We start from the raw sequence: 24,180 nt of genomic DNA, 5'->3' as shown, positions 1-24,180 counted from the left end.
GTACTCCCGCGCACGTTAAAAACTCCCGGGTTCGGCCCCGCGGCGGGGATTCGCGCCCGAACTGGCCCCACAAAGGGTTTCACGCTCTCGATCGAACCCCCGGCGATGGCAGACGTACCCCGCCGCCGAGCCCTCCTCGCGGCCGCGTCAGGGATCGCCGCGCTGGCCGGCTGCGCCGGTGGCGACTCCGCGTCGAACAGCTACCCCGTCCGGGGCGATCAACCGATAGACGGGTACGAACTCGAACGAGCGCGCGACGAGAGCGGCGAGCCGATCCTCACCGGCGGTGAAGAGACGCCGTCGAGCGAAACCGACGAGCGCGGGCGACGGCGGCCTCGCGCCCGGCGCGTATTGGTCTCTGGCGACGGCCTCGACGCACTCGACTTCGCCGAGACCGCGGCCGCCGACCGCCTGCGGTCGTTCCTCGACGGGACGGACTTCGAGTCGGCGTCGGCCTACCTTCTCTCGATGCCGGTGACGGCCTGTCGCGACGTCCGGCTCCGGTCTGTCGCCGTCGAGCCGTCGGAGCTCGCCGACGGCGACCTCCACCCCCGAGCCGACTTCTGCCGGGCGTACCGCCCGGCCGACGTCGAGTGCGATCCGGAGGCCGTCCACACCGTCGGCTTCGCGATCCGACTCCCCGTGGCGGCGGAGCGGTCGAGCGGGAGCGGAATGGGGATGCGTGGCTCCTGTCGACAGGGAGATCCGCCTGCCGTGTTCAACTCCTCGGCACCCGGCGCGGGAGGTGATGGCGAGTGAGCCGCGAGTCGACGGGTCGCGGGTCCGGTTCGCACGGCGGCTCAAGCTCTCGCCGCCGGTTCCTCGCAGGGGTCGGAGCGGCGGTCGGGACGGCTGCGGTCGCCGGCTGCTCCGGACTCCCGTTCGGCGGCGGCGAGGAGCGCCGCGGCTCGCCCGTATCGCTCCCGTCCGGCGCCGTGGGGACCGTCGACTGGCCGGCGTCGCCGTTTCCGGCGACCGTACCGGAGTCGCTCGCGGACGCCCACGAGGCGCGGACCCGGAGCCTACTCGACGACGTGCCGGCCGAGCCGGGGATAGCCAACGCTGCGGTGGCGATGGAGATCGGTTCCGACCGCGAGCGGGCGCTGGAGCGGGCGGACGCCGGAGTGACAGCCGAGTGGCCGGTGGACGTCCTCTCGGCGTGGCGTCGTCGTCGGGAGGACGCCGCGGCGGTGCGCGGCGCGTACCGCGCGGCCACCGGCGTCGACGACGGCGCCGACCTGGCCGCTCGGCGGAGCGCGATCCGGGACGCTCGGGGCGCGCTCGCCGCCGAGGTGGAGTACCGAGCCGAGTCGCCGGTCGCGGCGGCGCTGGCGTACGAGCCGGTCGAATCGCTGCTCGCGGAGTGCGAGCGGCACGTCCGGCCGGAGCTGACGTACCCCGCCGACCCGGTCGCCGAGCCGTTCCGAGCCGGCGAGGCGACGGCTCGGGTCGAGCGCGCGCGGGCGACCGCGGACGACGCCGAGAGCCTCCGGAACGCGTACCTCGACGGGCGCGACGGACCGGTCCCGCGGTGGGCGTCGCTGGTCGCGGCCGCCGACGAGCTGCGGGGCTCCGTGGGTCGGACACGCTCGACCGTCCGGGAGCGCGCCGGCGGCGACGGCCCGCTCGGCGGCGAGGACCTGAGCGGGACGGTCGCACAGGAGCTTGTGGCCACGGGCGAGCTCCGGACCGACTCGGCCGTCGAGGACGTCGAGCGGGCGGTCGACGCCGGCGACTGCGCCACGGCCGTCGTCGAGTCCGGCGTTGCGTTGGCCGAGCTCGACGCGTTTCGGGCGGCCGGCGGCGAGATCCGCGACGGCGAACACCGGGAGGCCCCCTCGGAGTCGTCCGTGCGGTCGGCCGCGGAGCGGGCGCGGACGGCGGTCGGCGAGGCCGTCGCCGGCGACGATCCGCTGGCGACGCGGCTCGTCCGCCCCGGGCTGGACGGCTTCGAGTACGTCGCCGACCGCGTCGAGAAGGGGTACAGCTCGGCCCGGCGGGCGCAGGCGACCCTTGAGTACGTCGCCCTGTACGCCGCGGCGGTCCCGGCGGCGAGCGAGTTCGTCCGCGAGCGGCTGGACTGACGGACTGCGGCGGGCGCGAGCGCGAAGTTCGTGTCAAACCGACCGGCCTCGGGGGCTCCGTCCCGGTATTTTTATTACCGCGACGGGCGGCGATACGGACAATGAGTGGACGACCCCTCGACGTGCTCGAAGCGTCGCTCGAGGAGCCCGTGACGGTACACCTGAAGGACGGCACGACGTACTACGGCGTCCTCGGCGGCTACGACCAGCACATGAACGTCGTCATCGAGCCGGAGGCTGACGTGGACGGCCGCGTCGACGAAGACCTCGACGGCGAGTTCGCGGTCGCGATCGAAGACACAACGATTATACGCGGCGATAACGTCGTCACAATCAAAGCATGACCGGCGCAGGTACGCCCTCCCAAGGGAAAAAGAACAAGACGGTTCACGTGAAGTGTCGACGCTGCGGCGAGAAGTCCTACCACGTCAAGAAGGAGCGCTGCTCCTCGTGCGGCTTCGGCGAGTCCGCCTCCCGGCGCGACTACGCCTGGCAGTCGAAGACCGGCGACAACTGAACTGCGGTTCTTCTCTTCGCTTCGTCTTCACCGTCGACTAGCCGCGGCGTTTCGCTCGGCTGGTCCTCCCGGCCCCGCGGTCGGCGCGGTTTCGATCCCCCGACCGCTCCGCCGCCGAGCCAACCGTTAACCGGATCAGTCGCCGAACGCGGGTATGGACCTTTCAGTCGTCGACCTCTCGCCGGTCCCCCGGGGCGGCACCGCGGCGGACGCGTTCGCGAACACGGTCGACGCCGCGCGCCACGCCGAGCGACTGGGCTACGAGCGGTTCTGGGTCGCCGAACACCACGGGATGGGCGACCGCCTCGCCGGCACCACGCCAGAGGTGCTGCTCGGTCGGGTCGCGGGCGCGACCGACTCGATCCGGATCGGAAGCGGGGCCGTCCTCTTGAACCACTACAGCCCGTTCAAGGTGGCCGAGTCGTTCGGCGTCCTCGACGGGCTGGCGCCCGGCCGCGTCGACCTCGGGATGGGCCGCGCGAACGGCTCGCCCGCCTCCGACCGCGCGCTCGGCACCGACCGCCGCGTCGAGAACCCGAACGAGGACCACCGCGAGCGGATCACCGCGGTGGTGAACCACCTCCGCGACGCCTATCCGGACGAACACCCGTACGCCGACCTGTCGGTGCCCGGGTCGGCCGAGGGGCCGGCCGTCCCGTGGGTGCTGGGGTCGAGTCCGGCGAGCGGGGAGATCGCCGGCGAGCTGGGCCTGCGCTACTGCTTCGCCGGCTTCATCCGGCCCGGGTTCGCCGAGCGCGCGTTCGCGGCGTACCGCGAGGCGTTCGACCCCGACGCCGGCCCCGGCGGCCTCGACGAGCCGCAAGGGATGGTCGCGGTCAACGCGGTGGCGGCCGAGACGGACGCGGCCGCGGCCCGTCGGCGCGCGCCCGCAGAGGCGACGTTCCGGCGTATGAAACGCAGTGAGCTCGGCGACGAGACGCCGACCGAGGAGGAGGCGATCGACGAGCTAGGCGGCGCGCCGGACCCGACGCCGGCGACGCTGGACGACGACGAGTGGCCGCGGTCGATCTCCGGGAGCCCGGAGACGATGTCGGGCCTGCTGGAGCAGTTGGCCGACCGCGTCGGCGTCGACGAGGTGATGATCCAGAACACGGTGCCGGACCGCGAGGCCGCGCTCGATTCGCACGCGCTCCTCGCCGAAGCGATGGACCTAGATCCACGCGCCGACTGACGCGCAGACGCCTGGCGAGCGGACGACTGACGCCCCGACGGCGAGCCGTAGCGACCGTGGCGACGACCGACCGTCGAAGTGACGGGAGGTGACGGACGGCCCGCCTCGGTTCCGGTACGGACAGGCGTTTAGTCGTGTGCCTAATAGTCGCACACATGTCCGACGACGAGCCGACGGGGCGACCCTCGCTCGAGGCGGTGACCGAATGGGACGGCGGCGTCAGTTGGGTCGCGCATCCCGAGGAAGACGCGATGCGCGGGAGTCACGCGCTCACGACCGAGGGCGGGGTCTGGATCGTCGATCCGCTCGACGCCGACGGGCTCGACGACCGGCTGAGTGACCTCGGCGAGGTCGCCGGCGTGGTCGTGACCCACGACCGACACACGCGGGACGCCGAAGCGATCGCGGCGCGCCACGGCGTCTCCGTGTCCGTCCCGGAGTGGATGGACCTGACGCGAGAGAAACTCGACGGCGAGCCGGAGCCGTTCGACGCGGAGCTCCCCGGCACGAACTACGAGGCCCACCGCCTCATCGACACGGACGAGTGGGAGGAGGCGGTCCTCGTCGACGAGTCCGGTGGGACCCTCGTCGTCATGGAGACGCTTGGCACCCTCCCGGGGTTCTGTGAGGGCGACAACGACGTCGGCGTCCATCCGGCGCTCGACGAGGCACCGGAGGGCCTCGCCGACTACCGCCCGGAGCGAATCCTGGTCGGGCACGGCGAGAGCGTCTCCGAGGGGGGCGCGACGAAACTGGCGGCGGCGCTCGACGCCGACTGAACCGGCCCTCATGACGAGTTCCGGTGGTGCCCCTGCGAGTTCCGGAGCCGGGATGCGTGGTTGCTCGGGGTCGTTCCGCCCGTTCCGCCTCGAGGGACGGGTCAATTGATTACCGTACGGTCCGTATCAGCGGTCCGTATGGGGCAGGGCTACGGAGTCGGGTTCCGATCGCTCACGACGGAAGTGACGGACCACCGTCCCCCGGTCGAGGGCGACATCCCGTCGTGGCTGTCGGGGACGCTCATTCGGAACGGTCCGGGGCTGTTCGATGTCGGCGGTGAGCGACTCGGGCACTGGTTCGACGGACTCGCGATGCTTCGGCGATACGCGTTCGAGGACGGGGCGCTGTCGTACTCGAATCGCTTCCTCCGCACGGACGCCTACGCGGACGCGATGGACGGCTCCGTCTCCGGGCAGTTCGGGACCGACCGGACGGGCGTGGGGAAAATCGCGTCGTGGCTGCGGGCGCTCGGCCCGCCGGAGATCACGGACAACGCGAACGTTCACGTCGCCCGCCTCGACGGCGAGCACGTCGCGCTCACCGAGGCGCCGCGTCGGATCGCGTTCGACCCCGCGACGCTCGAGACCCGAGGCGCATTCGGCTTCGACGACGACCTCGGCGAACACGTCACCGCCGCGCACCTCGTGCGCGACCCCGAGACCGACGCGTGGTTCGGCTTCGTGACCGAGTTCGGTCGAACGCCCGAGTATCACGTCTACCGGCTCGCCCCGGACCGTCGCGCCAGGGAACGGGTCGCGTCGATCGCGGCGGACGGCCCGGGGTACATCCACGACTGTAGCATCACGACCGATCACGTCGTCCTCGTCGAGACGCCGCTCGTGATGCCGATCCGCCGCGCGCTGAGCCCGTTCTCCGAGGGCATCCTCGACGTCCTCGATTGGCAGCCGGAGCGCGGCACGCGCGTCCTCGTCGTCGATCGCGAGACCGGCGACCTCGTCGCGGATCCCGCGCTCCCGCCAGTCTTCGCCTTCCATCACGTCAACGCGTACGCGACGGGCGACGAGGTCGTCGTAGACCTCGTCGAGTTTCCCGACCCCGGTATCGTCGACGCGATGCGCCTCGACGCGCTCGACGGTGACCCCTCGGACGTCGACGTCCCCGACGGGCGCCCAGTCCGGTATCGGGTCGACCTGCGGTCCAACGAAGTCGATCGGTCGACGCTCCACCAGGTCGGCGTGGAGCTCCCCCGGGTCGCCCCCGACGTCGTCGGCCGCGAGTACCGGTACGCGTACGCGCAGGCGACGGACCGCGAGGGCGCGAACGGACTGGTAAAGCTCGACGTCGAGACCGGTCGGACGCGCGAGTGGTGGGAGGACGGCGTCTTCGTGGAGGAGCCGATCCCCGTGCGGCGGCCGGGCGCGACCGCCGAGGACGACGGCGTCGTCGTCGCGCCGGCGCTCGACAGCCGCGCGGAGGAGACCCGCCTGCTCGTCTTCGACGCCGGGACGCTCGCACTCCTCGCCGACGCGTCGCTCCCCCACGCGGAGCCGTTCGGCTTCCACGGCCGGTTCTTCCGTGACACTTGAGCGTCACCGCACCGTCCGTTGTCCGCTGTACCGACCCCGTTATATGAACTCGGAGTTCCGCGGCCCGTTCGTGACGTGGACCTCGAACGGCTGCGTGCCGACGTCGTCCCGTTCGACGAGGTGCCAGTACGTTTCCGCCATCTCGTCGGGGTCGAGGAACGTGTCGCCGTCCCGGTCCGGGGACCGTTCGCGAACCCCCGGCGAGTCGATCTGCCCGTCGATGACGACGTGAGCGACGTGAACGCCCTCCGGGCCGAACTCCTGCGCGATATCCATCGCCATCCCGCGGGCCGCGAACTTCGCGGCCGTGAACCCGATCGCGCCGCCGAGGCTCCGCACCGACGAGGTGGCGCCGGTGAAGACGACCGTCCCGCCGCCCGTCTCGAGCATGTCGTCGACCGCCTCCTGCGAGCAGGCGAACGCGCCGCGGCCGTTCACCGCCCACGCCTCCTCGAACTCCTCGACGCTCGTGTCCATGAGTCCCGTCCAGGAGGCGGCGCTCGCGTGGTTCACGAGAACGTCGACCGGTCCGAACGCCTCTCGGACCGTCTCGAACCCGTCCCGGATCTGCTCGACCGCCGTGAGGTCGGTCGGAACGGCGAGCCCCTCACCCGGGTCCGGCAGGTCCGCGGCGAGGTCTTCGAGGTAGTCCGCCGAGCGAGCGAAGAGCGCCACCCGACAGCCTTCGGCTGCGAACTTTCTGGCGAGCGACTCGCCGAGTCCCGGACCGACGCCCGCGATGACCGCTGTTCGCGTCATACGTCGCGTACTCGGGCCTCCCGTGTAAATTGTGGCGACGGCGTGGGGTAGCTGTCCCCGCGTGCGATGCCGACATCGGCGGGGCGGACCGGTCGATGCGCACCGAACGTCAGCCGGACGTGCCGGCGCCGCTTCCGGCGGGCGCCCTCGACGGCCGGCGGTGAACCGGGGGTAAGACGTCGTCCTCGTCGATCTCGTCCCAGTCGAAGGCGGGGACGAGGACGTCGAACTCGGGAGCGACGTCGACGGGGTCGATAGCGGTGACCGCCCCCTGGTCGGGGGCGACTCGATGCGGTTCGGCGACGTGGAGCGTCGGCGGCGACGCGAGGCCGAGTCCCTGCGGTGGCTCGTACGCGAGTCCGTCCCTGGCCGTGAGGTAGATCTCGCGACGACCGTAATCGAGGACGACCACTCGCTCCTCGCCGTCGGCTCGCCGCACGACCGCGTACAGCGTCTCGCGGGACCACGGACCGACCGGGTCGAGGTCCGCCGCGCGGGTGACGTGGACGTTGTGCCGCGAGCGCGGATCGAGGACGTCGTCGGGCCCCCCGAGCAGTTCCGGCCGGCCGCCGATCGAGCCCATACGCGCACGTATCGGTGTCTTCAGGCATATATCTCTCCCCGTATCGCGTGCGGCGTCCGGCCTCGCTCGTGGCCGAGATCGCCTGCGCGCTCGCCGGCGACCGGCGACGCGACCCTACTCCACGCGGTCGCGGGCGGCGGCGACGAGCATCGGGAGCATCACGGTCGCGTCGCCGTAGACGGAGGCGTTGCGCGCGTCCTTCTCCAGCTTCCCCCACGAGCGCGCCTCCTCGAGCGTCGCGCCGGAGAGCCCCCCGGTCGCCTCGGGGTCCATCGTGATCTGGACGGCGTAGTCGTACGCCCGCGGCGTGACGAGCATCGTCTGGAGCGTGAAGTTCTTCGGCACGCCGCCGCCGACGAGCAGGCAGCCGGCGTCGTCGGCCTCGAACGCGAGGTCGGTCAGCTCGGTCATGTCCGCGAGCGCGTCGAGCGTGAAGTCCGCGGTCTGGGCGTACATCCACGCCTGAAGCCCCAGCACGGAGTCCTGGACCGCCGGGCAGTAGATCGGCACGTCCGACTCGTAGGCGGCGGCCGCGACCCCCGGCCCTTCGGGCACGTCGTCGCGGTCGTTGACTTCGGCGTTGGCGCGGCCGAGCTCGCGCGTGAGGTCGGCGATGGAGACCGCGTCGGTCCCGTCAGCGTCGGGGTCGGCCTCCAGCGCGGGGAACACCTCCTCGCGGAGGTGCCCCTCGAACTCGGCGAAGTGCTCCTGCGGGAGGTAGACGTTGTAGATGCGGTCAACCCCCTCGTCGCGGAGCCCCTCGTCGTGTTCGCGGAGGCTCTTCTCCGGGTCGTGGGTGCGCCCGTGGTGGTGCTTCCCGCCGATGGCCTCGATGGCGTCGTGGGTGAGGTTCGCCCCGGTCGTCACCAGCGCGTCGACGTAGCCGTCGCGGATGAGGTCGGCGACGACCCGGCGCATCCCGGCGGGCACCATCGCGCCGGCGAGCGAGAGGAACACGGTACAGTCGTCGTTCGCGAGCATGTCGGCGAGCACGTCGCCCGCCTCGTTGACGGACGCCGCCCCGATCCCCGCGTCGCCGTAGCCGTCGACGAGTTCGCTCACCGTCATCCCCGCCGTCGCGCGCGTGTGGCCGACCGGGTCCTCGTGGAACTCCTCGCGGTTCGGCTCGCCGCCGGTGCCGTCACCGTCGGCGTGATCGCCTTCACCGCCGTGATCCTCGCCACCGGCGTCCGCGGCGTCGTCTCGGGGGTCCCCGTCGCTGTCGGTCATGGCTCCGACTGGGGTCGGCGCGCGTTTGAAACGACCGATCTATCGGTCGGCGGCCCCACCGCTCACCGGCGGGAACAGCGCCAGTTCGTCGCCCGCCTCCAGCGTCGCGTCGAGCCCGTCGTCGTGGCGGACGCTCCGCCCGTTCCGGAGGACGTTGATGTGGTCTGCGACGCTCCCGTCTTCGATCACGCGGTCCCGGAGGTCGGGGTGCGCGTCCAACAGCGCGTCGAGCGCGTCGCCGACCGTGTCGCCCGGCTCCGCGTCGACGGTCACCGCGCGGTCGCCCGCGATCTCCGCGAGGTCGGCGAACAGCTTCCACTCCATAGCGGATCCCCGCGCGGGCGGCTCAAGAGCGTTGCGTCCCGTCGGAGTCGACGGCGGCGTCGCCGTCGTCTTCGACCCCCGCCGCGTCGCCGTCCCCGGTCGCGGCGGACTGGGCGGCGCCTGCGGCCTCCGCGGCCGACGCCGCCGTCTGGGCGCTCCCCGCGGTCGACGCGGCCGCCTCGAACGACCGGATCGCGTCCGGACGCCCGACGAGGTACGCCAGGTCGCCAGCGCCGAACGCGTAGTCGTGCGGCGGGATCGGCTGGACGGACCCCGCCGCCGGTCGGACCGCGGCGACGACGGCGCCGACCTCGCCGACGGTGCTCCCGTCGAGGTCGCTCCCGGCCGCGACCGTGGCCGAGGCCATCGTCTCGTCCGCGCTCCGCAGCAGCGAGGCGAACTCGCGATCCGCCCGCGGCTCGGCGGGGAGCGTCACGAGCCGATAGCCGCCTTGGTCGGTCAGGCGTTCGGCGTCCGACTCGTCGAGCGCGACGGTGACCGCGTCGCCGGCGACGCCCCGCAGTTCGCCGGTCGCGACGCGCTCCGGCTCCGCGTCGTCGCGCCACAGCTGGACCGTGTCCCCGGCGGTGGCGTTGTTCGGCGGGTCGGCCGCCACCGCCACCGCCGCCGACTCCGGCGCGAGCGTCGGGCCGAGCCCGGCGGCGCGGGAGCCGACCGCGAAGTACTCGACCGACCCGTCCGCGTCGAGGTCGACGTCGACGTAGCCGACGCCGTACTCGTCTTTGAGCCGGGTGACGAGCCGTTCGCGGAGCGACTCCGGAGAGAGCTTCCGGGGGAAGAGCAGCGTCTTCTCGGCGATCTCGTCCTTCTTCTCCGGGGAGACGGGGTCGTACGTCTCCATGTCACCGATCTCGTCGGCCGGTGGGAGCGTCACCGCCGTGAACCGCCCGACAGCGCGCACGACCCCGCTGAGTTCGCCGTCGAGCTGCTTGGCGCCGGAGAGCGCAAACACGTCGACCGCGAGCCTGTCGCCCGCGTATCGGCCGACGGGCGCCATCACCACTGCGACGCCGAGCGAGACGAGGTTGAAGAACACGCTCTCGGGCGCCAACAGGGTCGGATTATCGCCGATCGCGACCGACCCCAGCGAGGTCGTGTTGAGGTACAGCGCGACGACCGCGACGCCCAGCAGCCCGGTCACCCCCTCGGGGATCGCCGTTCGGAAGTACCAGCGGTAGGAGAGCGCCGCGCCCCCGGTCAGGAGGGCGGCGACGACCGCGAACGTGACGAGCGTGACGGCCGCCTGTCGCGGCCGCGCGAATCCGACCTCGACGGCGGCGAGGGGGACATCAGCGGCGGCGAGGGAGACGCCGACGGCGGCGACCGCACCGAGCGCGGGGCTCACGCGGCCACCTCCGCGAACCGGTCGAGCGCGTCGCGGCTCCCCACGACGAACAGGTCGTCGCCCGCCGACAGCGGCTGCGTCCCGTCGGGCGCGACGCGCCACGAGTCGTGACGGGCCGCGAGGACGGCTACGTCGTAGGCTTCGCGGACCTCGGCCTCGCCGATGGTGTGCCCGTCCAACGGTCCGCCGGCGGCGACGGTGACCTTGCGGAACCGCTTCCCCGTCCGCCGGAGCAGGGCCGTGAGCTCGTACTCGCGGCGGGTGCCCCGCGACAGCACCAGCACGCGCCCGCGGTCGGCGCGGAGGAGATCCGTCGCCTCGGAGCGGTCGACGGCGAGCGTCACCCGCCCCTCACCCCCGGTCGTCGTGGGCGCGGTCGCCGCCGGGGGCGAGGGAGCGTCCGTCTCCCCGCCGTCGGTTCGGAAGTCCTCCGAATCCGCGTCGTCGCCCGCGGGGGGAACCACAGTCGACGCCGCCCCGGCGCCCAGCTCCGGCTTCCCGCTCGACTGCGCGGCGATGACGGCGCCCTCGACGTCGATGTCCGGCGTTATCACGCGAACGACGTCGCCGCGGGCGATCCCGGTCGGCACGAGCGCCGACACCGACACCGCGCGCTTCCCGGCGGGCACCCGCTTCGAGAGCGCGCCGGTCGGCGGGGCGGCCGACACCGTCGCGCGCGCCTGTTCGTCGATCTGGACCGACACGTCGGCCAGGTCGAACTCGGTGCGGAGCCGCTCCGCGAACCGGTCTTCCAGCTCCGCGAGCGGGAGGTCGGCCGGAAACGTCCAGTCGCCGTCGAGGATCGCGGCGCGCGTGTCAGCCGGCAGCGGCGGGTACCCCTCGATGTCGGTCACCTCGCCGGCGACCTCGACGGAGACGCGCCCGCGGCCGCCGACGAGCTCGATCACGTCCGTCGAGAGCGTGCGGTCGCGGAGCTGCTTGAGCGAGATCCGCTTGGGGGCGCTGGCGCCGAGGCGGTCCCCCTGCGCGTGGGCGTACAGCGAGATCATCAACACCACGACGATCGCCGTGAGGATCGCTGGCGCGCGCTCCGACGACCGAATCGTCTCGTCGTTGAGCGCGAGCAGGCCGCCGTTGACGCCGGCGATCGCGAGCGACAGCACGACCACTCCGAGCCCGGGGATCGTCACGTCGGTGACGTACTTGAACACGAACCCGAGGGTCCCGGCCACCAGCGCGGGAACGATCCCGGTGATCACCCCGAGGTAGACGCCGAAGACGATCTCGACGGGCAGCGACATACGGCGTCCAATCCGCGGCGCGGTTAAACCAGTACCGGCGCGAGCGACGCGCGGAGCGCCCGTCGGATCGATTCCGCGGCGGCCTCGCGGGGTTTAAGTTCGGTCTCGGCGACCCGGGAACATGGAGCTGACCCGGGACTGGGTGACCGTTCGGGCGTCGATCCTCCTGACGTTCGCGGTCGCGGTGCTGTCGATCCTCGCCGGGCTGGCCCAGATCGGGGGGCTCGGCGTCGACGGGCCGCTCGCCCCGTACGTGCTCCCGGTCGTCCGCCAGACGGTCGGGTTCACCGGGACGATAACCGGCTTCGCGATGTTCGGGAGCGGGTTCGCGCTCCGGAACGGCTACCGGATCGGGTGGTACACCACGGCCGTGTTGCTGCCGCTGACGGCACTTCAGGGGCTGATGCAGGCCTCCGTCCTGTCGTTCCCGCTCGTGGCGCTGTCGCTCCTCTCCGTGCCGACGCTCGTGGTCAACCGGGGCCGGTTCGACCGGGACTTCAGGCCCTCCCCGACGCAGTTGGCCGCGGGCGCGGCGCTCGTGGGGGCGGTCGCGTACGGGACGCTCGGGTCGTACGCCCTCAGAGACCAGTTCGAGGGCATCGAGACGATCGTCGACGCCTTCTACTTCACCGTCGTCACCGCCTCGACGGTGGGGTACGGCGACGTCCACCCCGCGACCGGTCCCGCCTCCGACATCGCGCAGCTGTTCGCGCTCTCCTCGCTCGTGGTGAACGTCGCCGCCTTCGCGGTGGCGCTCGGGGTCCTCCTCACGCCCGCCATCGAGGCGCAGCTCTCCAAGGCGCTCGGAAAGATGACCGACAGACAGATCGACCTCCTCGACGACCACGTCCTCGTGCTCGGCTACGGGGACCTGACGGAACCGATACTCGAAGAGCTCGACGCCCGCGACGGCGTCGAGTACGCCGTGGTGACGCCGGACGAGGCCGCCGCGAGGCGGCTCGCTGACCGCGACATCCCGGTGTACACCGCGGATCCCAGCGACGTCGACCCGCTCGAACACGTGAACCTCGACGGGGCCCGGGCGGTCGTCGCCGCCACCGAAGACGACGCGCACGACGCGCTGGCCATCCTCACCGCCCGCCAGCTCAATCCCGACGTGCGCATCGTCGCGGCGGTGACGCAGCGGGAGAACGTGGACAAGCTCCGGCGCGCCGGCGCCGACCAGGTGATCTCGCCGACGACGCTCGGCGGGCACATCATCGTCGACTGCGCGTTCGGCGCGGACAGCAAGGACGCGACGGAGGGAATCATCGAGGACATCGACCTCGACGACTGAGCGACGCTCAGGAGAGGTCGCGACCGCTCAGCGGCTCTGTCGGCCCTTCGTCTGCCGGTAGTCCCGGCTCAGGACGTTCTCGCGCATGTGGTCGCAGAAGGCGTCCGCCTCGGCGTCGCTCATCTCGCTCGGCTCTTTCATCGGCACGAGCTCGAACCCGCGTCCGCGAATCGTCGTCGCGTGTTCCGCGTCGACATCGAACGAGTCGGGCCGGCGAGTCGTGTACTCGACCGCCAGCTCGCGGAGCGGTCGGTCGCCGACCGGCACGATGATCTGGGGGTTTATCATCCGGATCTCCGCGTTGAGGAAGGGCTCGCAGGTGTCGACCTCCCGGTCCGTCGGCTCGCGGTCGGGGTGGCGACACCGCGTGAGGTTCGTGAAGAAGAGGTTTTGTACGTCCGGTTCCGCGGCGTCCGGCGCCGACCGGACGAACCCGAGGTCGGCGAAGATCGACTGGACGCGTTCGCCGCCGCCCGCGCCGGTGAAGGGGACGCCGTTGCGCTCGGCGGCCTCCGTGGGGCCGGTCCCGACGACGAGGAACTCCGCGCCGACGTCGCCGTAGCCGTGAACGACGCGGTCGCGAGCGCCGCACAGCTCGGCGCAGTTCTCGCAGTCGGCGTCCATCGCGAACGGGTTCTCGAAATCCGTCTGATTCGCGTCCACGGTTGCTCTGTGGGCTCCGCGTCCCTAAACGCTCCGCCGGGGAGGGCCGTACGAGAACGAGGCGGTGCGGAACGAGCGTGAAAAGCAGCGTGCGGCGGTGGCGCGGCCCGTTCAGTTCGGGACGTACCGGTCGCCGTCGCAGTCGACGAGTCCCTCGCTGCGGAGGGTCTTCAGGATACTGTACAGGGAGAGCTTCTTCATCCCGAGCGACTCGCCCATCTCGGACACCGTGGCGTCGCCGTTCGTGGTCAGGTACAGGTACACGAGCTTGGCGCGGGGCGACTGGAGCTCCCGGGGCAGCGCGGGGGCCGCCGCGGACGCGGTCTCCGTCTCGATCATCTTGTCCGAAATGACGGGTTCGACGATAATAAACCCCCTATTCAACGTTCGTCGAAACGGCGTGGATCGGTCTGAGAACAGCCCTGAAGCCATTTTTCTCTCAAATCGGACCGATAACGTCGATCGACGAACGGCGAATCGACGCGTATCGACGCTCGGTTTCGACCGTCGACGGATAAGGAACCGTGAACGATCCGGATCGATCGGGCGAAACGATCCGGGGCCGCCGCCGGACAGATCGGGGGCCGCGACCGGACCGGGCGAACTCCGGCCCAAGAGGTCGGAGCCGCGACGCGCCGCCGCGGGCGACCGAGCGTCCCGGGCGGTTCAGTACGACCGGCTCTTCGGCTCGTACGTCTTGTTCTCGCCCTCGAGGACGACCGGCTTGTACCACAGTTCCGGCTCGCCGTCGTTCCACGAGACGAGCGTGTGCTTCAGCCAGTCCTCGTCTTTGCGCTCCTGGTGCTCCTTGCGCCAGTGGGCGCCCCGGAACTCCTCGCGAGCGAGCGCGCCCATCGTCAGCGCCTCCGCGAGGTCCAAGATGTTCCGCGTCTCGATCGTGTGGATGAGGTCGGTGTTGAACGTCCGGGACGGGTCCGACACCGCGACGTCCTTGTACGCCTCGCGGGCCTCGCGGAGGTCGGCTAACGTCTCCTCAAGTCGCCCTTCCTCGCGGAACACGTTGACGTTGTCCGTCATCGTTTCCTGAACGGCGGAGCGGATCTCGGCGTGGTTGCGGCCCTTCCGCGAGAGCAGTTCGTCGACGCGCTCCTGCGCTCGGTCGACGGCGCCGCCGAGGACGCTCTCGGCGTCGGTCGCCACGGCGCCGCCGTCGGCCGCGGCCGTGCCCGAACCGCTCGTCTCGCCGACCTCAACACCGAACTCGTAGTCGGCGGGCTGCCAGTCGCCCGAGCGGCCGGTCTCGATCTCGGCCTCACCCATCTCCTCGCCGGCGGCGTGGCGGCCGGCGCGCTTGCCGAAGACGATGAGCTCCGGCAGCGCGTTACCGCCGAGGCGGTTCGCCCCGTGGACGGAGGCGCAGGCGCACTCGCCGGCGGCGTACAGCCCGTCGATGACGGTCTCGCCGAACTCGTTCGTCTCGATGCCGCCCATCGCGTAGTGCTGACCGGGCTTGACCGGCATCGGCTCCGTGAGCCCGTCGGCGCCCTCGAAGTCCTCCGCGAGGTGGAGGATGTTCTCCAGGCGGTCGAGGATGCGTTCCTCGCCAAGGTGGCGCATGTCGAGGTGAACGTACTCGTCCTCGATGCCGCGCCCCTCGTTGACCTCGGTCAGCTCGGCGCGGGAGACGACGTCGCGGGAGGCGAGCTCGCCGTCGTTGTTCGCGTAGCCGTGTTCGAACATGAACCGCTCGCCCTCGCTGTTGTAGAGGATTCCCCCCTCGCCGCGGACGCCCTCGGAGATGAGGACGCCGGTCGACGGCAGCGTCGTCGGGTGGAACTGGATGAACTCCATATCCTCCATCGGGACGCCGGCTCGGTACGCCATCGCGACGCCGTCGCCGGTGTTCGCCACCGCGTTAGTGGTGTGGTCGAACACCTGCCCCATCCCGCCGGTCGCGAGGATAACGCCGTTCTCGGCGCGGAAGCCGCTTATCTCGCCGCTCTGGATGTCGTACGCGACGACACCGTGGCAGGTCCGCTCCGCGGGATCGTCCTCGTCGGTGACGGCCAGGTCCATCACGTGCCACTCGTCGTACACCGTGATCCCGCGTTTGACCACCTGCTCGTACATCGTGTGGAGCATCTGGTGGCCGGTCTCGGCGCCCGCGTACGTCGTGCGCGGGAAGGACAGGCCGCCGAACGGTCGCTGCGAGACGCGCCCGTCGTCCTCGCGGGAGAACGGCATCCCCCAGTGTTCGAGGCGGATGACCTCCTCGGGGCTCTCCTGACAGAGCGCCTCGACCGCGGGCGCGTCGCCGAGGTAGTCGGACCCCTTCATCGTGTCGTACGCGTGGTCCTGCCAGGAGTCGGCGTCGCGCAGCGCCGCGTTGATCCCGCCCTCTGCCGCGCCCGTGTGCGACCGGACGGGATGGAGCTTCGACACCATCGCCACGTCCGCGCCCGCTTCCTGTGCCGCGATCGCCGCCCGGAGTCCCGCCCCGCCGGCCCCGACGACGACGACATCGTGTTCGTGCATTGTTGGTATGTAATTTCGTAAGTTCCGAAGTCCCTTGATACTGTCTGTCGGGATTACCAGAACTTCAGGTTGTTTTTGACCGCCTCGCGCTTCAGCTCCTGGATGTGCTCGGTGAGGGGGATGTCCTTCGGGCACACCTCCGTACAGGAGAACTGCGTCTGACACCGCCAGACACCGTGCTCCTGCTCGATGATCTCTAAGCGCTTCTGTTTCATCTCCTCGCCCTCGCGCTCGTCCATCGCGAACCGGTACGCCTTGTTGATCGCGGCCGGCCCGAGGTACTCGTTGTCCCCCGCGGCGACGTTACACGAGGACATACACGCGCCACACCAGATACAGCGCGTGGACATCTTGATCTTCTCGCGGTTCTCCCGGTCCTGGCGCTGCTCTTCGAGCTCGCCGTCCGGGTACTCGTCCGTCTGGAAGTACGGCTCGACGGCCTCCATCTGCTCGTAGAAGTGCTCCATGTCGACGACGAGGTCCTTCGTCACCTCGGCGTGGGGGAGCGGCTCGACGCGGACCGGCTCCTCGAGGTCCGATATCTGCGTCTTACAGGCAAGCTTCTGGCCGCCGTTGACGAACATCGCGTCGGAGCCGCACACCGCCTGCCGGCAGGAGTGGCGGAACGTGAGCGAGGAGTCGTACGTGTCTCGCGCGTACATCAGCGCGTCGAGGACGGTCATCCCCTTCGTGAACGGGACGTGGAAGGTGTCGAACCGCGGCTCCTGTTTCCCCTCGACCTGCGGGTCGTAGCGGAACACCTTCAGCTCGACCGTGCTCTCGTCGGCGGCCGCCTTCTCCGCTTCCTCCTCCTGTCGCTGCTGGCGGCGCTCGGCCGCGCGGCGCCGCTTCTCGGCGCGGCGCTCCTCGCCCTTCGAGGCCGGCTCCGTCTCGGTTTCGGCCTCGGTCGATTCCTCGGTCTGCTTCGGAATTTGCGTGCTCATTGTCGGTTCAGTAGAGTCCGATGCCCGCCCACGCGTTCGCGGTGCGGATTCCCTGCGCGATCAGCACGACGCTCGCGGCGACGAGCGTCCACTTGATCACTGTGCGTTTCGTGCCGGTGAGCCCCTGGTTGACCAGCGCGTTGTAGACGCCGTTGACCCCGTGGAACGTCGCTGTCACGAGGAAGAGGATCATCAGCGAGTAGTAGCTCAGCTGCTCCATCCGGCCGGAGCTGGCGAGGAACGACACCTCGTCGGCGTGGTGGACGAAGTGGAGCAGGAAGAAGTGGAACGCCAACACGACCAGCAGGAACACCGCCGTGATCCGCTGGAGCAGCCACATCCGGCCGCCCGACTGGAACGAGGAGTAGCGCTCGGCCATCTCAGAACGCCCCCGCGATGAACGTCGGCACGGACGCGACGGTGATCGCTCCGGTGAGGACCAGCGACGCGTAGAAGCTCTTGTCCTGTGCGTCCAACCCGATGCCGAGGTCGGTGAGGAGGAGCCGGGTGCCGTTGAGCATGTGGAAGACGGCGACCGCCAGCAGGCCGACCTCCAGGATGCGGACGAGCAGCAGCCCCTCCAGCGAGACGATCGTCTGCGTGTACACGTCGTTGCCCGCGGCGATCGCGGCTTCGCTGGCGCCGGCCGCCGGAATCCCCGTACTCAACACGGCGATGTGCGTGAACAGGTACCCGATGAGCACCCATCCGGTGAACTTGTGGAAGATCCACGCCCACATCCCCGCCTCGAACTCCCGCCAACGGCCGAAGTCCTCGATGAGGCCTCGATTGTACGACTGACTCATACCTAACGGTTCTGAACCGGGGTCGTATAGTAGTTACTAACACGGCGGGGCTCGCTCCCGGATCTCGGCGAGCGACGAACGCCCGCGAAACGGACGCAACGACCCGAAATGGCGGATTTTTGAACGCTCCGCGAGAGCCGGCTCGCGGCGGCGCGACGCGGTCGGACCGGCCCGTGAGACCGGGTTTCAGGGACCGCACCGTCACGGAAGCCTTTTATGTTCCACTCCCGCTTCTTCGGTCGCAATGGCGAAAGGCGAAGTCGATTTCTTCAACGACACTGGCGGCTACGGTTTCATTTCGACTGACGACGCGGACGAGGACGTGTTCTTCCACATGGAGGACGTCGGCGGTCCGGACCTCGAAGAGGGTCAGGAAGTCGAGTTCGACATCGAGGAGGCGGACAAGGGTCCGCGCGCGTCGAACGTCACCCGTCTGTAAGTCGGCGACGACACCCGAGGCGAATCGGCTTTTCGACCGCTTTCACCCCTCGAGCGGCCGCTCCGGATCGCGGGCCACCGCGGGCGGTAGGCCCGGTCGGCGCCGACGGCGAAACACCCGATCCGACCCCGACCGATAGGGATTTACCGCTCGTTGACTGACTAGTCAGTCAATGAGCGACGCGCCGAGCGCGGCGGAGGAGATCATGGACGGGGTGTACAGCGCCCTCCGCGCTCACGGGTACGCCGACCTGACGATGCAGGACATCGCCGACGAGTGTTCGAAGAGCAAGTCGCTGCTCCACTACCACTACGACACGAAGGAGGACCTGCTCGTCGCCTTCCTCGACTACGTCGTCACCGACTCGGAGGAGCGGATCGCGGCCCGCGCCGACGACCCGCCCGTCGAGCGGCTGGTCCAGTTCGTCGGGTGGTTCGTCTTCGCGCCCGACGAGGCCGACCGCGAGGCGTTCCACATCGCCCTGTTGGAGCTGCGCACGCAGGGACCGTTCAACGAGCGGATCCGCGAGCAGCTGGCGCGCAGCGACCGGCTGCTGCGGGGCACCGTCGCCGACATCCTCGGGGACGGGATCGATGCCGGCGTCTTCCGCGACGTCGACGCGGAGGAGACGGCGGCGCTGCTCGTGGCCACCCTCGACGGCGCCCGGACCAGACAGATCACCCTCGCCGGCGCCGGGCGCGACGACGACGCGGCCGGCTACACCCGCGAGGTCGCAGAGGCGACGCTCCGGCGGATCGTCGGCCCGCTGCTCGCGGAGGGCGTGGAACTGCCGCCGCTCGACGAGTCGATCGACGCGCTTCGGGGCGACGCCGACCCTGACGAATCGGTCGACGACGACGGAGCGGCCGGCAGGTCCACGGACCCCGGCGAATGAGCCGCTTCGGGTTCGAGCGACCGCCGCCGGTGCTGCTCGCGGTGATCGCGAGCACGTTCTTCGTCGGCTTCGGCGGCGGCGTCGTCTTCCCGATCCTCCCCAACCTCGGCGCAGTCCTCGGTATCTCCGCGTTCATGGTCGGCGCGATCCTCTCCGCGAACCGGTGGGTTCGACTCATCGCGAACGCGCCCGCCGGCGCCCTCGTCGACCGGTACGGGACCCGGACGCCGTTCGTCGCCGGGCTGTTCGTCGAGGGGGTCGCCACGCTCGGCTACGTCGTCGCGCTCGCGATGCCCCCCGCAGAGGCGCTCCGTCCACTCGCGGCCTCGCTCCCCGCGTTCGCCGTCGGCCCGTTGGTCGTCGGTCCCGAGCAGTGGTTCGCCCCGATCGGCGTCGCCGTCGCGCCCGAGACGTGGTTCCTGCTCGCGCGGGTCCTCTGGGGGCTCGGCTCCGCGGCGGTGTTCGCGACGGCGTACACCATCGCGGCCGACCTCTCCGACAGCGGTTCGCGGGGGACGAACATGGGGATCGTCCGCGGCGGGATCACGATGGGGTTCCCGGCCGGCCTCGTCCTCGGCGGCGTCGTCTCCGCGCTCGTGGGCAACGTCGCCGCCTTCGCCGTCGCCGCCGCCTTCGCGCTCACCGCGAGCGCGGTCGCCTACCGGTACGTCCCGGAGACGCACGTCACCGGCGACCGCTCCGACGACTCGATCAGGCCGTGGGAGATCGACACCGCCGTCCCGGCGCTGACGGTCGGGCTGGTCAACTTCGGACTGATGTTCGCGTACATCGGCGCGCTGTTCTCCACGCTCGTCTTGTTCCTCGGCGCGAACGACATCTCGCTGTTCGGTCTCGCCCCGCAGGGCACCTCCGGGCTGTTCATGGCCGGAACGGTCCTCTCGGCGGCGTTCTTCATGCTCGTCGGCGGACGCGTCTCCGACACCCGCGACTCCCGCACGCCGATCCTCCTGACATTCCTCGTCGTCTCGTTCGTCGGGTTCCTGCTGCTCGCGCGGGCCGGCTCGGTCCTCTCCTTGGGTCTCGCCTGCGTTTTCATCGGCGCGGGACAGGGCGGGACGAGCGGCCCGATGATGGCGCTGCTCGCTGACCTCACCCCCGACGAGCGCATGGGGCGCGCCTCGGGAACGAACAACGTCCTCGGCGACGTGGGGGGCGGGCTCGGCCCCATGGTGTCGCTCCCCCTCATCGAGGCGGTCGGCTTCACGCCGATCTACGCCGCCTGCGCCGTCCTCCCGCTGCTGGCCGGCGTCGTCCTCCTTTTCGGAGTCCGACGGGAGACCGGGACGTTCCTGCCCGGGCAGGCCGCGGGCGAGGCCGGCGGGAACGACCCCGTCGCGACGGACGCGTAGCCGCGCTCGTCGCCGCCCGACCGGCGGGACGGGAACTCCTTCCGGCGGGGCGTCGGGACGCCGTATGCGAACCGCTATCGCCCCCTGCCCGAAAGAACAACCGTTAAAAGTCGGCGTCGGGTTCGTACGGACATGGCTGGAACTATCGAAGCGCTCGTCCCCGGCGGGCAGGCCAACCCCGGCCCGCCGCTCGGTCCCGAGCTCGGACCGACGCCGGTGGACGTTCAGGACGTCGTCGAGGAGATCAACGACGAGACCGCTGCCTTCGACGGCATGGAGGTGCCCGTCACCGTCGAGTACGACGACGACGGCTCCTTCACCATCGAGGTCGGCGTGCCGCCCACGGCGGAGCTCATCAAGGACGAGGCCGGCTTCGACACCGGCTCCGGCGAGCCGCAGGAGAACTTCGTCGCCGACATGTCGATCGAACAGGTGAAGAAGGTCGCAGAGCAGAAGTCGAGCGACCTGCTCGCGTACGACACGAAGGCCGCCGCCAAGGAGGTCGGCGGCACCTGCGCCTCCCTCGGCGTCACCATCGAGGGCGAGGACGCCCGGACGTTCGACGACCGCGTCGACGCCGGCGAGTACGACGACGTCCTCGACGAGTAACGCTTTTTTCCGGCTCTCCGCTTTCCGGCGCCGCTTTTGATTCCGACCCGTTACACCGCGGTCCGCGTCATCGGGGTGCGTGCCCTCCGCACCGTCCGGGTTCGGGCCGTCCGCGGAGGCGGCCACTTATGAGCGGACCGGACCGACACGTCGGTATGCCGGATCTCAACCCGATCGCGAAGCGGATCCACAACGTCCAGCCCCAACCGGTTCGGCTCGAACTCGACTCCGGCGAGACCGGCGTCTTCGAGTTCTCGTCGACGGAGTTCTTCCAGCGGGAGTTCCGCGGCGAGGGCGTCCGAACCGACGGCGACGCCGACGCCGAGTTCCGACTGATCAGCTCCGAGGACTACGAGGACATCCTGCTCGGCCGGTCCGGACCCGACGAGGAGGGGTGGTCGATGGTCGGCGAGGTGGTCGCGGCCGAGCGCGCCGAGGGGTAGGCGGACCGCCTCGTCAGCGGAGCGCGCTCAGCGGACGACCGTGACGGGCACCTCGGCGCGGCGCACCACGCCCTCAGCGACGCTGCCGAGGAGGACCCGCGAGAGGCCGGTCCGGCCCCGGCTCGCCAGCACGAGGTGGTCGAACGGCTCGCCGTCCTCGCCGTCTTCGCCGACCGGCTTCTCGCCGCCCGCGACGCCGAGGATCGTCTTCGTCGGGCGGCCGACCTCCAGCCGCGTCTCGACATCCCGGTCGACTATCTCCGACACTTCGGCGAGGACCCGTTCGCCGCGCTGCTTGGCGCTCTCGTACCACTGGTCGGACGCGCCCGGGAACCCGCCGTCGGCGCCCGTCGCCGAGTCGGCGGGGTTGATCACGTGAAGGGCCGTGAGGTCGGCGTCCGGCCACTCGTCGGCCGCGAACCGCAGCGCCTCGGCCGCCTCTTCCGACCCGTCCACCGCGACGAGGATGCGCTTGCTCATACGCGGCGGTTCGACTGCTCCGGACAAAAAGGGCGGCGATGAGTTCGAGCCGGCGACAATTCACCGCGAGGCCGTAGGCCGGGACCGGGCGGCGGGGCAGTCGGTCGCGGAGCGCTCGCCGGCCGCGCGGCGCTCGTCTCAGTCGTGCCGCGTCACGCACTCCGAGAGGCCGATCAGCTCGACGGGCTCGGAGTTGTCCGGCGAGTAGACGACCATCTGCCCCTTCTCCATGTACGGCACCTTGCCGGCGAGGTTCGACGGGATGTTGACGCTGGAGATCGCGTCCTCGTCGCCGAGGTTCAAGACGATCTTCGTGTTCACCTGCTTGAACACCGACTCGGCCACGTCCTGGGGGTCCTGCGTGATCAGGAACAGGCCCAGCCGCTCCTTGCGGCCCTGCTTCGCGGCCTCCGTGAACTTCTGGACCACCTTCTGGGCCTGGACGTTGTCGGCGTCGGCGAGGAAGTTGTGCGCCTCGTCCATCCCGACCAGCAGCGGCGTCTCCTTGATCCGGTCGCTCGCCGGGTCGTTCGAGAGCTTGTCGTCGACGAGTAGCCCCGCGACCGCGAGGACGACGATCTCCTTCTGCCGGGAGGTCGGCAGGTGGTAGGTTGGGACGACCGAGAGCCCGCCGGGGCGCACGAGGGTGTGGTCCAGCTCCGTGATCGGCTTCGCGTCCTGATCGAAGATCCCGCTCGGGACCCCGCGGACCCGCCGTTTGACCGCGTCGAACGTCGCCTCGTGGATCCGACCGCTCTCGTGGAGCTCCTCTTTGAGCGCCGGGTCGTCGAGGTACGAGAGGAACTCGCTGTAGGTGCCCGCGTCGCCGTAGTTGTCGAAGAACCGGTTGATGAGGGTCAACAGCGCGGGGTACTGGTTGTCGTTGAGCCCGGAGCCGGCGACCAGCCACGGCATGTCCTTCGCCAGCGAGAAGGGGATCGTGAACTCGACGCGCTCGGCGCGGTGCCCCTCGCCGGGGTACGTCGCGTTCGCGACGCGGGGCACGAGGGCGACGGTGTCGTCGTGGCCCCCGTGGGCGATCCCCTCGCGTTCCAGCCGGCGCGCGAACGCGTCGTCGAGGTCGGGGTTGTCGTCGTGCATCTGCGCGTACTCGTCCTGCGGGTCGAACTGGACGACTGCCATTCGCGATTCGCGGCCGTCGCCCATCGGGTAGGTTCGGTCGGAGTCGAGGTACTGGCGGAGGACGTTCTTCGAGGCGTGGGTCTTCCCGGAACCGGTGCCGCCGGCGACGAGCGTGTGCCGGAACGCGAGTGGGTCGCCGTCGCCGTAGTCGTCCTTGACGCGGTAGTCGACCGTCGGGGGCTCCGCCGCGGTGCGGACCTTCTCGCCCCCGACGGAGAGGTGGCCGAGGAAGACGCCGTCGTCGGGGATCTTCAGCCCCGTCTTGATCTCGGCGTCGTCGTCGGCCTCCTCGACGACCGCGCCCGGCTTCGGCACGCGGTCCGTCATCCGGCGTTTCATCCCCTCGCCCTCGCCGTAGACGACGGACATCGGCTCCAGGTCGGCGACGAACTTGTAGTCGCGCTCGGCGAACTCGTCGCGGCGCATCTGCCGGCGGGCGTGGATCTCGGTCGCGTCGTCGGACTGGAACTCCTGCGCGTACTCCAGTCCCGTGATCCGACAGAACAGCCGCTCGCCGTCCGGGTACGGGATCAGGAGGTACTTTCCGAGCCGCACCGACTCGCGGTTGCCGGTCGTGACGAACGCCTTCAGCGACGTCTCGTCTTCCTCCTCGGCCACGCGGAGCCCCTGAGAGACCGACACGACGCCGAGCCCCGCGTCGCTGCCGGCCGGCGTCGCGTCGTAGGCGGCAAAGGCCTCGTCTTCCGCGTCGCCGCGCGCGTCAGCGGTCCCGGCTTCGGTCGCCGAATCACCCCCCGCATCGGCCGCACTCCCGCCGTCGGCCGCCGAGGCAACCCCGCCGTCGGCCGTGGAGTCGCCTCCGCCGTCGGCCTCGCTCGGCGCGCCGCCGTCGCCGTCACCGTCTCCAGTGAACTCGGTGAAATCCTCCAGCGTCATGGCGTATCCACCGGCCGCCGGGCCGAAAGCGTTTGCCCTCCCGCCGGGACGCAC

At 70.6% G+C, this 24,180-nt stretch carries 27 protein-coding genes; 13 read left to right on the top strand and 14 right to left on the bottom strand.

Annotated features, from left to right (window positions below):
- The first annotated feature begins 105 nt into the window (after positions 1-105).
- The 7 genes from Z052_RS09085 (at position 106) to Z052_RS09055 (ending at position 6,120) form a co-directional block, all read left to right on the top strand.
- Positions 106-759: a hypothetical protein gene (locus tag Z052_RS09085; RefSeq protein ID WP_094520983.1), complete on the top strand. Its 654-nt coding sequence runs from the start codon at positions 106-108 to the stop codon at positions 757-759.
- Complete coding sequence (locus tag Z052_RS09080; protein ID WP_099288984.1) at positions 756-2,084, top strand: hypothetical protein; 1,329 nt, start codon at positions 756-758, stop codon at positions 2,082-2,084. Before Z052_RS09085 ends, Z052_RS09080 begins: the two co-directional genes overlap by 4 nt.
- A 101-nt stretch (positions 2,085-2,185) precedes the next feature.
- Positions 2,186-2,428 (top strand): LSM domain-containing protein, encoded by a 243-nt coding sequence (locus Z052_RS09075; RefSeq protein ID WP_049930582.1) that lies wholly within the window; start codon positions 2,186-2,188, stop codon positions 2,426-2,428.
- Positions 2,425-2,601 carry a 50S ribosomal protein L37e gene (locus Z052_RS09070; protein WP_006112801.1) on the top strand — a complete coding sequence of 59 codons (177 nt, stop codon included), beginning with the start codon at positions 2,425-2,427 and terminating at the stop codon, positions 2,599-2,601. The genes Z052_RS09075 and Z052_RS09070 overlap by 4 nt, the downstream gene beginning before the upstream one ends.
- Positions 2,602-2,755: 154 nt before the next feature.
- A complete protein-coding gene (locus tag Z052_RS09065; RefSeq protein WP_094520985.1) occupies positions 2,756-3,793 on the top strand; it encodes an MsnO8 family LLM class oxidoreductase in 1,038 nt (345 codons plus the stop codon).
- A 155-nt stretch (positions 3,794-3,948) separates the two neighbouring features.
- On the top strand, positions 3,949-4,572 hold the full coding sequence (locus tag Z052_RS09060) for a hypothetical protein (RefSeq protein ID WP_099288983.1): 624 nt from the start codon (positions 3,949-3,951) through the stop codon (positions 4,570-4,572).
- A 138-nt stretch (positions 4,573-4,710) separates the two neighbouring features.
- Positions 4,711-6,120: a carotenoid oxygenase family protein gene (locus Z052_RS09055; RefSeq protein WP_094520987.1), complete on the top strand. Its 1,410-nt coding sequence runs from the start codon at positions 4,711-4,713 to the stop codon at positions 6,118-6,120.
- A gap of 39 nt (positions 6,121-6,159) precedes the next feature.
- Here Z052_RS09055 and Z052_RS09050 read toward each other — a convergent pair whose 3' ends face one another.
- The 6 genes from Z052_RS09050 to Z052_RS09025 all read right to left on the bottom strand — a co-directional run bounded on the left by Z052_RS09050 (position 6,160) and on the right by Z052_RS09025 (position 11,644).
- A complete protein-coding gene (locus tag Z052_RS09050) occupies positions 6,160-6,879 on the bottom strand; it encodes an SDR family NAD(P)-dependent oxidoreductase (RefSeq protein WP_094494488.1) in 720 nt (239 codons plus the stop codon).
- Between the two features lie 109 nt (positions 6,880-6,988).
- Complete coding sequence (locus Z052_RS09045) at positions 6,989-7,462, bottom strand: hypothetical protein (protein ID WP_086215532.1); 474 nt, start codon at positions 7,460-7,462, stop codon at positions 6,989-6,991.
- A 114-nt stretch (positions 7,463-7,576) separates the two neighbouring features.
- On the bottom strand, positions 7,577-8,692 hold the full coding sequence (locus tag Z052_RS09040; protein WP_049930571.1) for a deoxyhypusine synthase: 1,116 nt from the start codon (positions 8,690-8,692) through the stop codon (positions 7,577-7,579).
- 39 nt (positions 8,693-8,731) lie between these two features.
- Positions 8,732-9,016, bottom strand: a complete 285-nt coding sequence (locus Z052_RS09035) for a ubiquitin-like small modifier protein 1 (RefSeq protein ID WP_049930569.1) — start codon at positions 9,014-9,016, stop codon at positions 8,732-8,734.
- Positions 9,017-9,038: 22 nt separating this feature from the next.
- The gene (locus tag Z052_RS09030) at positions 9,039-10,382 is read right to left on the bottom strand and encodes a potassium transporter TrkA (protein WP_094520988.1); all 1,344 of its coding nucleotides are present in this window, start codon (positions 10,380-10,382) and stop codon (positions 9,039-9,041) included.
- Positions 10,379-11,644 carry a potassium channel family protein gene (locus tag Z052_RS09025; protein ID WP_094520989.1) on the bottom strand — a complete coding sequence of 422 codons (1,266 nt, stop codon included), beginning with the start codon at positions 11,642-11,644 and terminating at the stop codon, positions 10,379-10,381. Before Z052_RS09025 ends, Z052_RS09030 begins: the two co-directional genes overlap by 4 nt.
- A gap of 121 nt (positions 11,645-11,765) precedes the next feature.
- Between Z052_RS09025 and Z052_RS09020 the strand changes: the two genes are divergently transcribed.
- Complete coding sequence (locus Z052_RS09020) at positions 11,766-12,941, top strand: NAD-binding protein (protein WP_049930564.1); 1,176 nt, start codon at positions 11,766-11,768, stop codon at positions 12,939-12,941.
- A gap of 27 nt (positions 12,942-12,968) precedes the next feature.
- Here Z052_RS09020 and Z052_RS09015 read toward each other — a convergent pair whose 3' ends face one another.
- From Z052_RS09015 to sdhC, 6 genes are all read right to left on the bottom strand, one after another.
- Positions 12,969-13,604, bottom strand: a complete 636-nt coding sequence (locus tag Z052_RS09015) for a uracil-DNA glycosylase family protein (protein ID WP_049930561.1) — start codon at positions 13,602-13,604, stop codon at positions 12,969-12,971.
- Between the two features lie 111 nt (positions 13,605-13,715).
- Complete coding sequence (locus tag Z052_RS09010) at positions 13,716-13,943, bottom strand: helix-turn-helix domain-containing protein (RefSeq protein WP_086215536.1); 228 nt, start codon at positions 13,941-13,943, stop codon at positions 13,716-13,718.
- 327 nt (positions 13,944-14,270) lie between these two features.
- Positions 14,271-16,100 carry an FAD-binding protein gene (locus Z052_RS09005; RefSeq protein ID WP_049930559.1) on the bottom strand — a complete coding sequence of 610 codons (1,830 nt, stop codon included), beginning with the start codon at positions 16,098-16,100 and terminating at the stop codon, positions 14,271-14,273.
- 53 nt (positions 16,101-16,153) lie between these two features.
- Positions 16,154-17,044, bottom strand: a complete 891-nt coding sequence (locus tag Z052_RS09000) for a succinate dehydrogenase/fumarate reductase iron-sulfur subunit (RefSeq protein WP_089308217.1) — start codon at positions 17,042-17,044, stop codon at positions 16,154-16,156.
- 7 nt (positions 17,045-17,051) lie between these two features.
- Positions 17,052-17,423 carry a succinate dehydrogenase hydrophobic membrane anchor subunit gene (locus Z052_RS08995; protein WP_049930555.1) on the bottom strand — a complete coding sequence of 124 codons (372 nt, stop codon included), beginning with the start codon at positions 17,421-17,423 and terminating at the stop codon, positions 17,052-17,054.
- Between the two features lies 1 nt (position 17,424).
- On the bottom strand, positions 17,425-17,850 hold the full coding sequence (sdhC, locus tag Z052_RS08990) for a succinate dehydrogenase, cytochrome b556 subunit (RefSeq protein WP_049930554.1): 426 nt from the start codon (positions 17,848-17,850) through the stop codon (positions 17,425-17,427).
- A 244-nt stretch (positions 17,851-18,094) separates the two neighbouring features.
- On the opposite strand from sdhC, the gene Z052_RS08985 reads away from it, so the two are divergent.
- From Z052_RS08985 to Z052_RS08965, 5 genes are all read left to right on the top strand, one after another.
- The gene (locus Z052_RS08985) at positions 18,095-18,289 is read left to right on the top strand and encodes a cold-shock protein (RefSeq protein WP_004596869.1); all 195 of its coding nucleotides are present in this window, start codon (positions 18,095-18,097) and stop codon (positions 18,287-18,289) included.
- Positions 18,290-18,461: 172 nt separating this feature from the next.
- Entirely contained in the window at positions 18,462-19,184 is a 723-nt protein-coding gene (locus tag Z052_RS08980; protein ID WP_089308218.1) for a TetR/AcrR family transcriptional regulator, read from the top strand.
- Complete coding sequence (locus tag Z052_RS08975; protein ID WP_049930551.1) at positions 19,181-20,554, top strand: MFS transporter; 1,374 nt, start codon at positions 19,181-19,183, stop codon at positions 20,552-20,554. Before Z052_RS08980 ends, Z052_RS08975 begins: the two co-directional genes overlap by 4 nt.
- A gap of 132 nt (positions 20,555-20,686) precedes the next feature.
- Positions 20,687-21,163, top strand: a complete 477-nt coding sequence (locus tag Z052_RS08970; RefSeq protein WP_049930549.1) for a 50S ribosomal protein L11 — start codon at positions 20,687-20,689, stop codon at positions 21,161-21,163.
- A 155-nt stretch (positions 21,164-21,318) separates the two neighbouring features.
- Positions 21,319-21,606: a transcriptional regulator gene (locus tag Z052_RS08965; RefSeq protein ID WP_094520990.1), complete on the top strand. Its 288-nt coding sequence runs from the start codon at positions 21,319-21,321 to the stop codon at positions 21,604-21,606.
- Positions 21,607-21,633: 27 nt separating this feature from the next.
- Here the strand turns inward: Z052_RS08965 and Z052_RS08960 are convergent, their stop codons facing one another.
- Together Z052_RS08960 and Z052_RS08955 are read right to left on the bottom strand one after the other, a co-directional pair.
- Complete coding sequence (locus Z052_RS08960) at positions 21,634-22,086, bottom strand: universal stress protein (RefSeq protein WP_049930546.1); 453 nt, start codon at positions 22,084-22,086, stop codon at positions 21,634-21,636.
- A 138-nt stretch (positions 22,087-22,224) separates the two neighbouring features.
- Complete coding sequence (locus Z052_RS08955; RefSeq protein ID WP_094520991.1) at positions 22,225-24,126, bottom strand: ATP-binding protein; 1,902 nt, start codon at positions 24,124-24,126, stop codon at positions 22,225-22,227.
- Positions 24,127-24,180: the final 54 nt, after the last annotated feature.

This window comes from Halorubrum sp. C191 (assembly GCF_002727095.1).
Lineage (GTDB): Archaea > Halobacteriota > Halobacteria > Halobacteriales > Haloferacaceae > Halorubrum > Halorubrum ezzemoulense.
The sequence above is the reverse complement of the archived record's forward strand: the minus strand, read 5'-3'. Positions and strand labels throughout refer to the sequence as shown.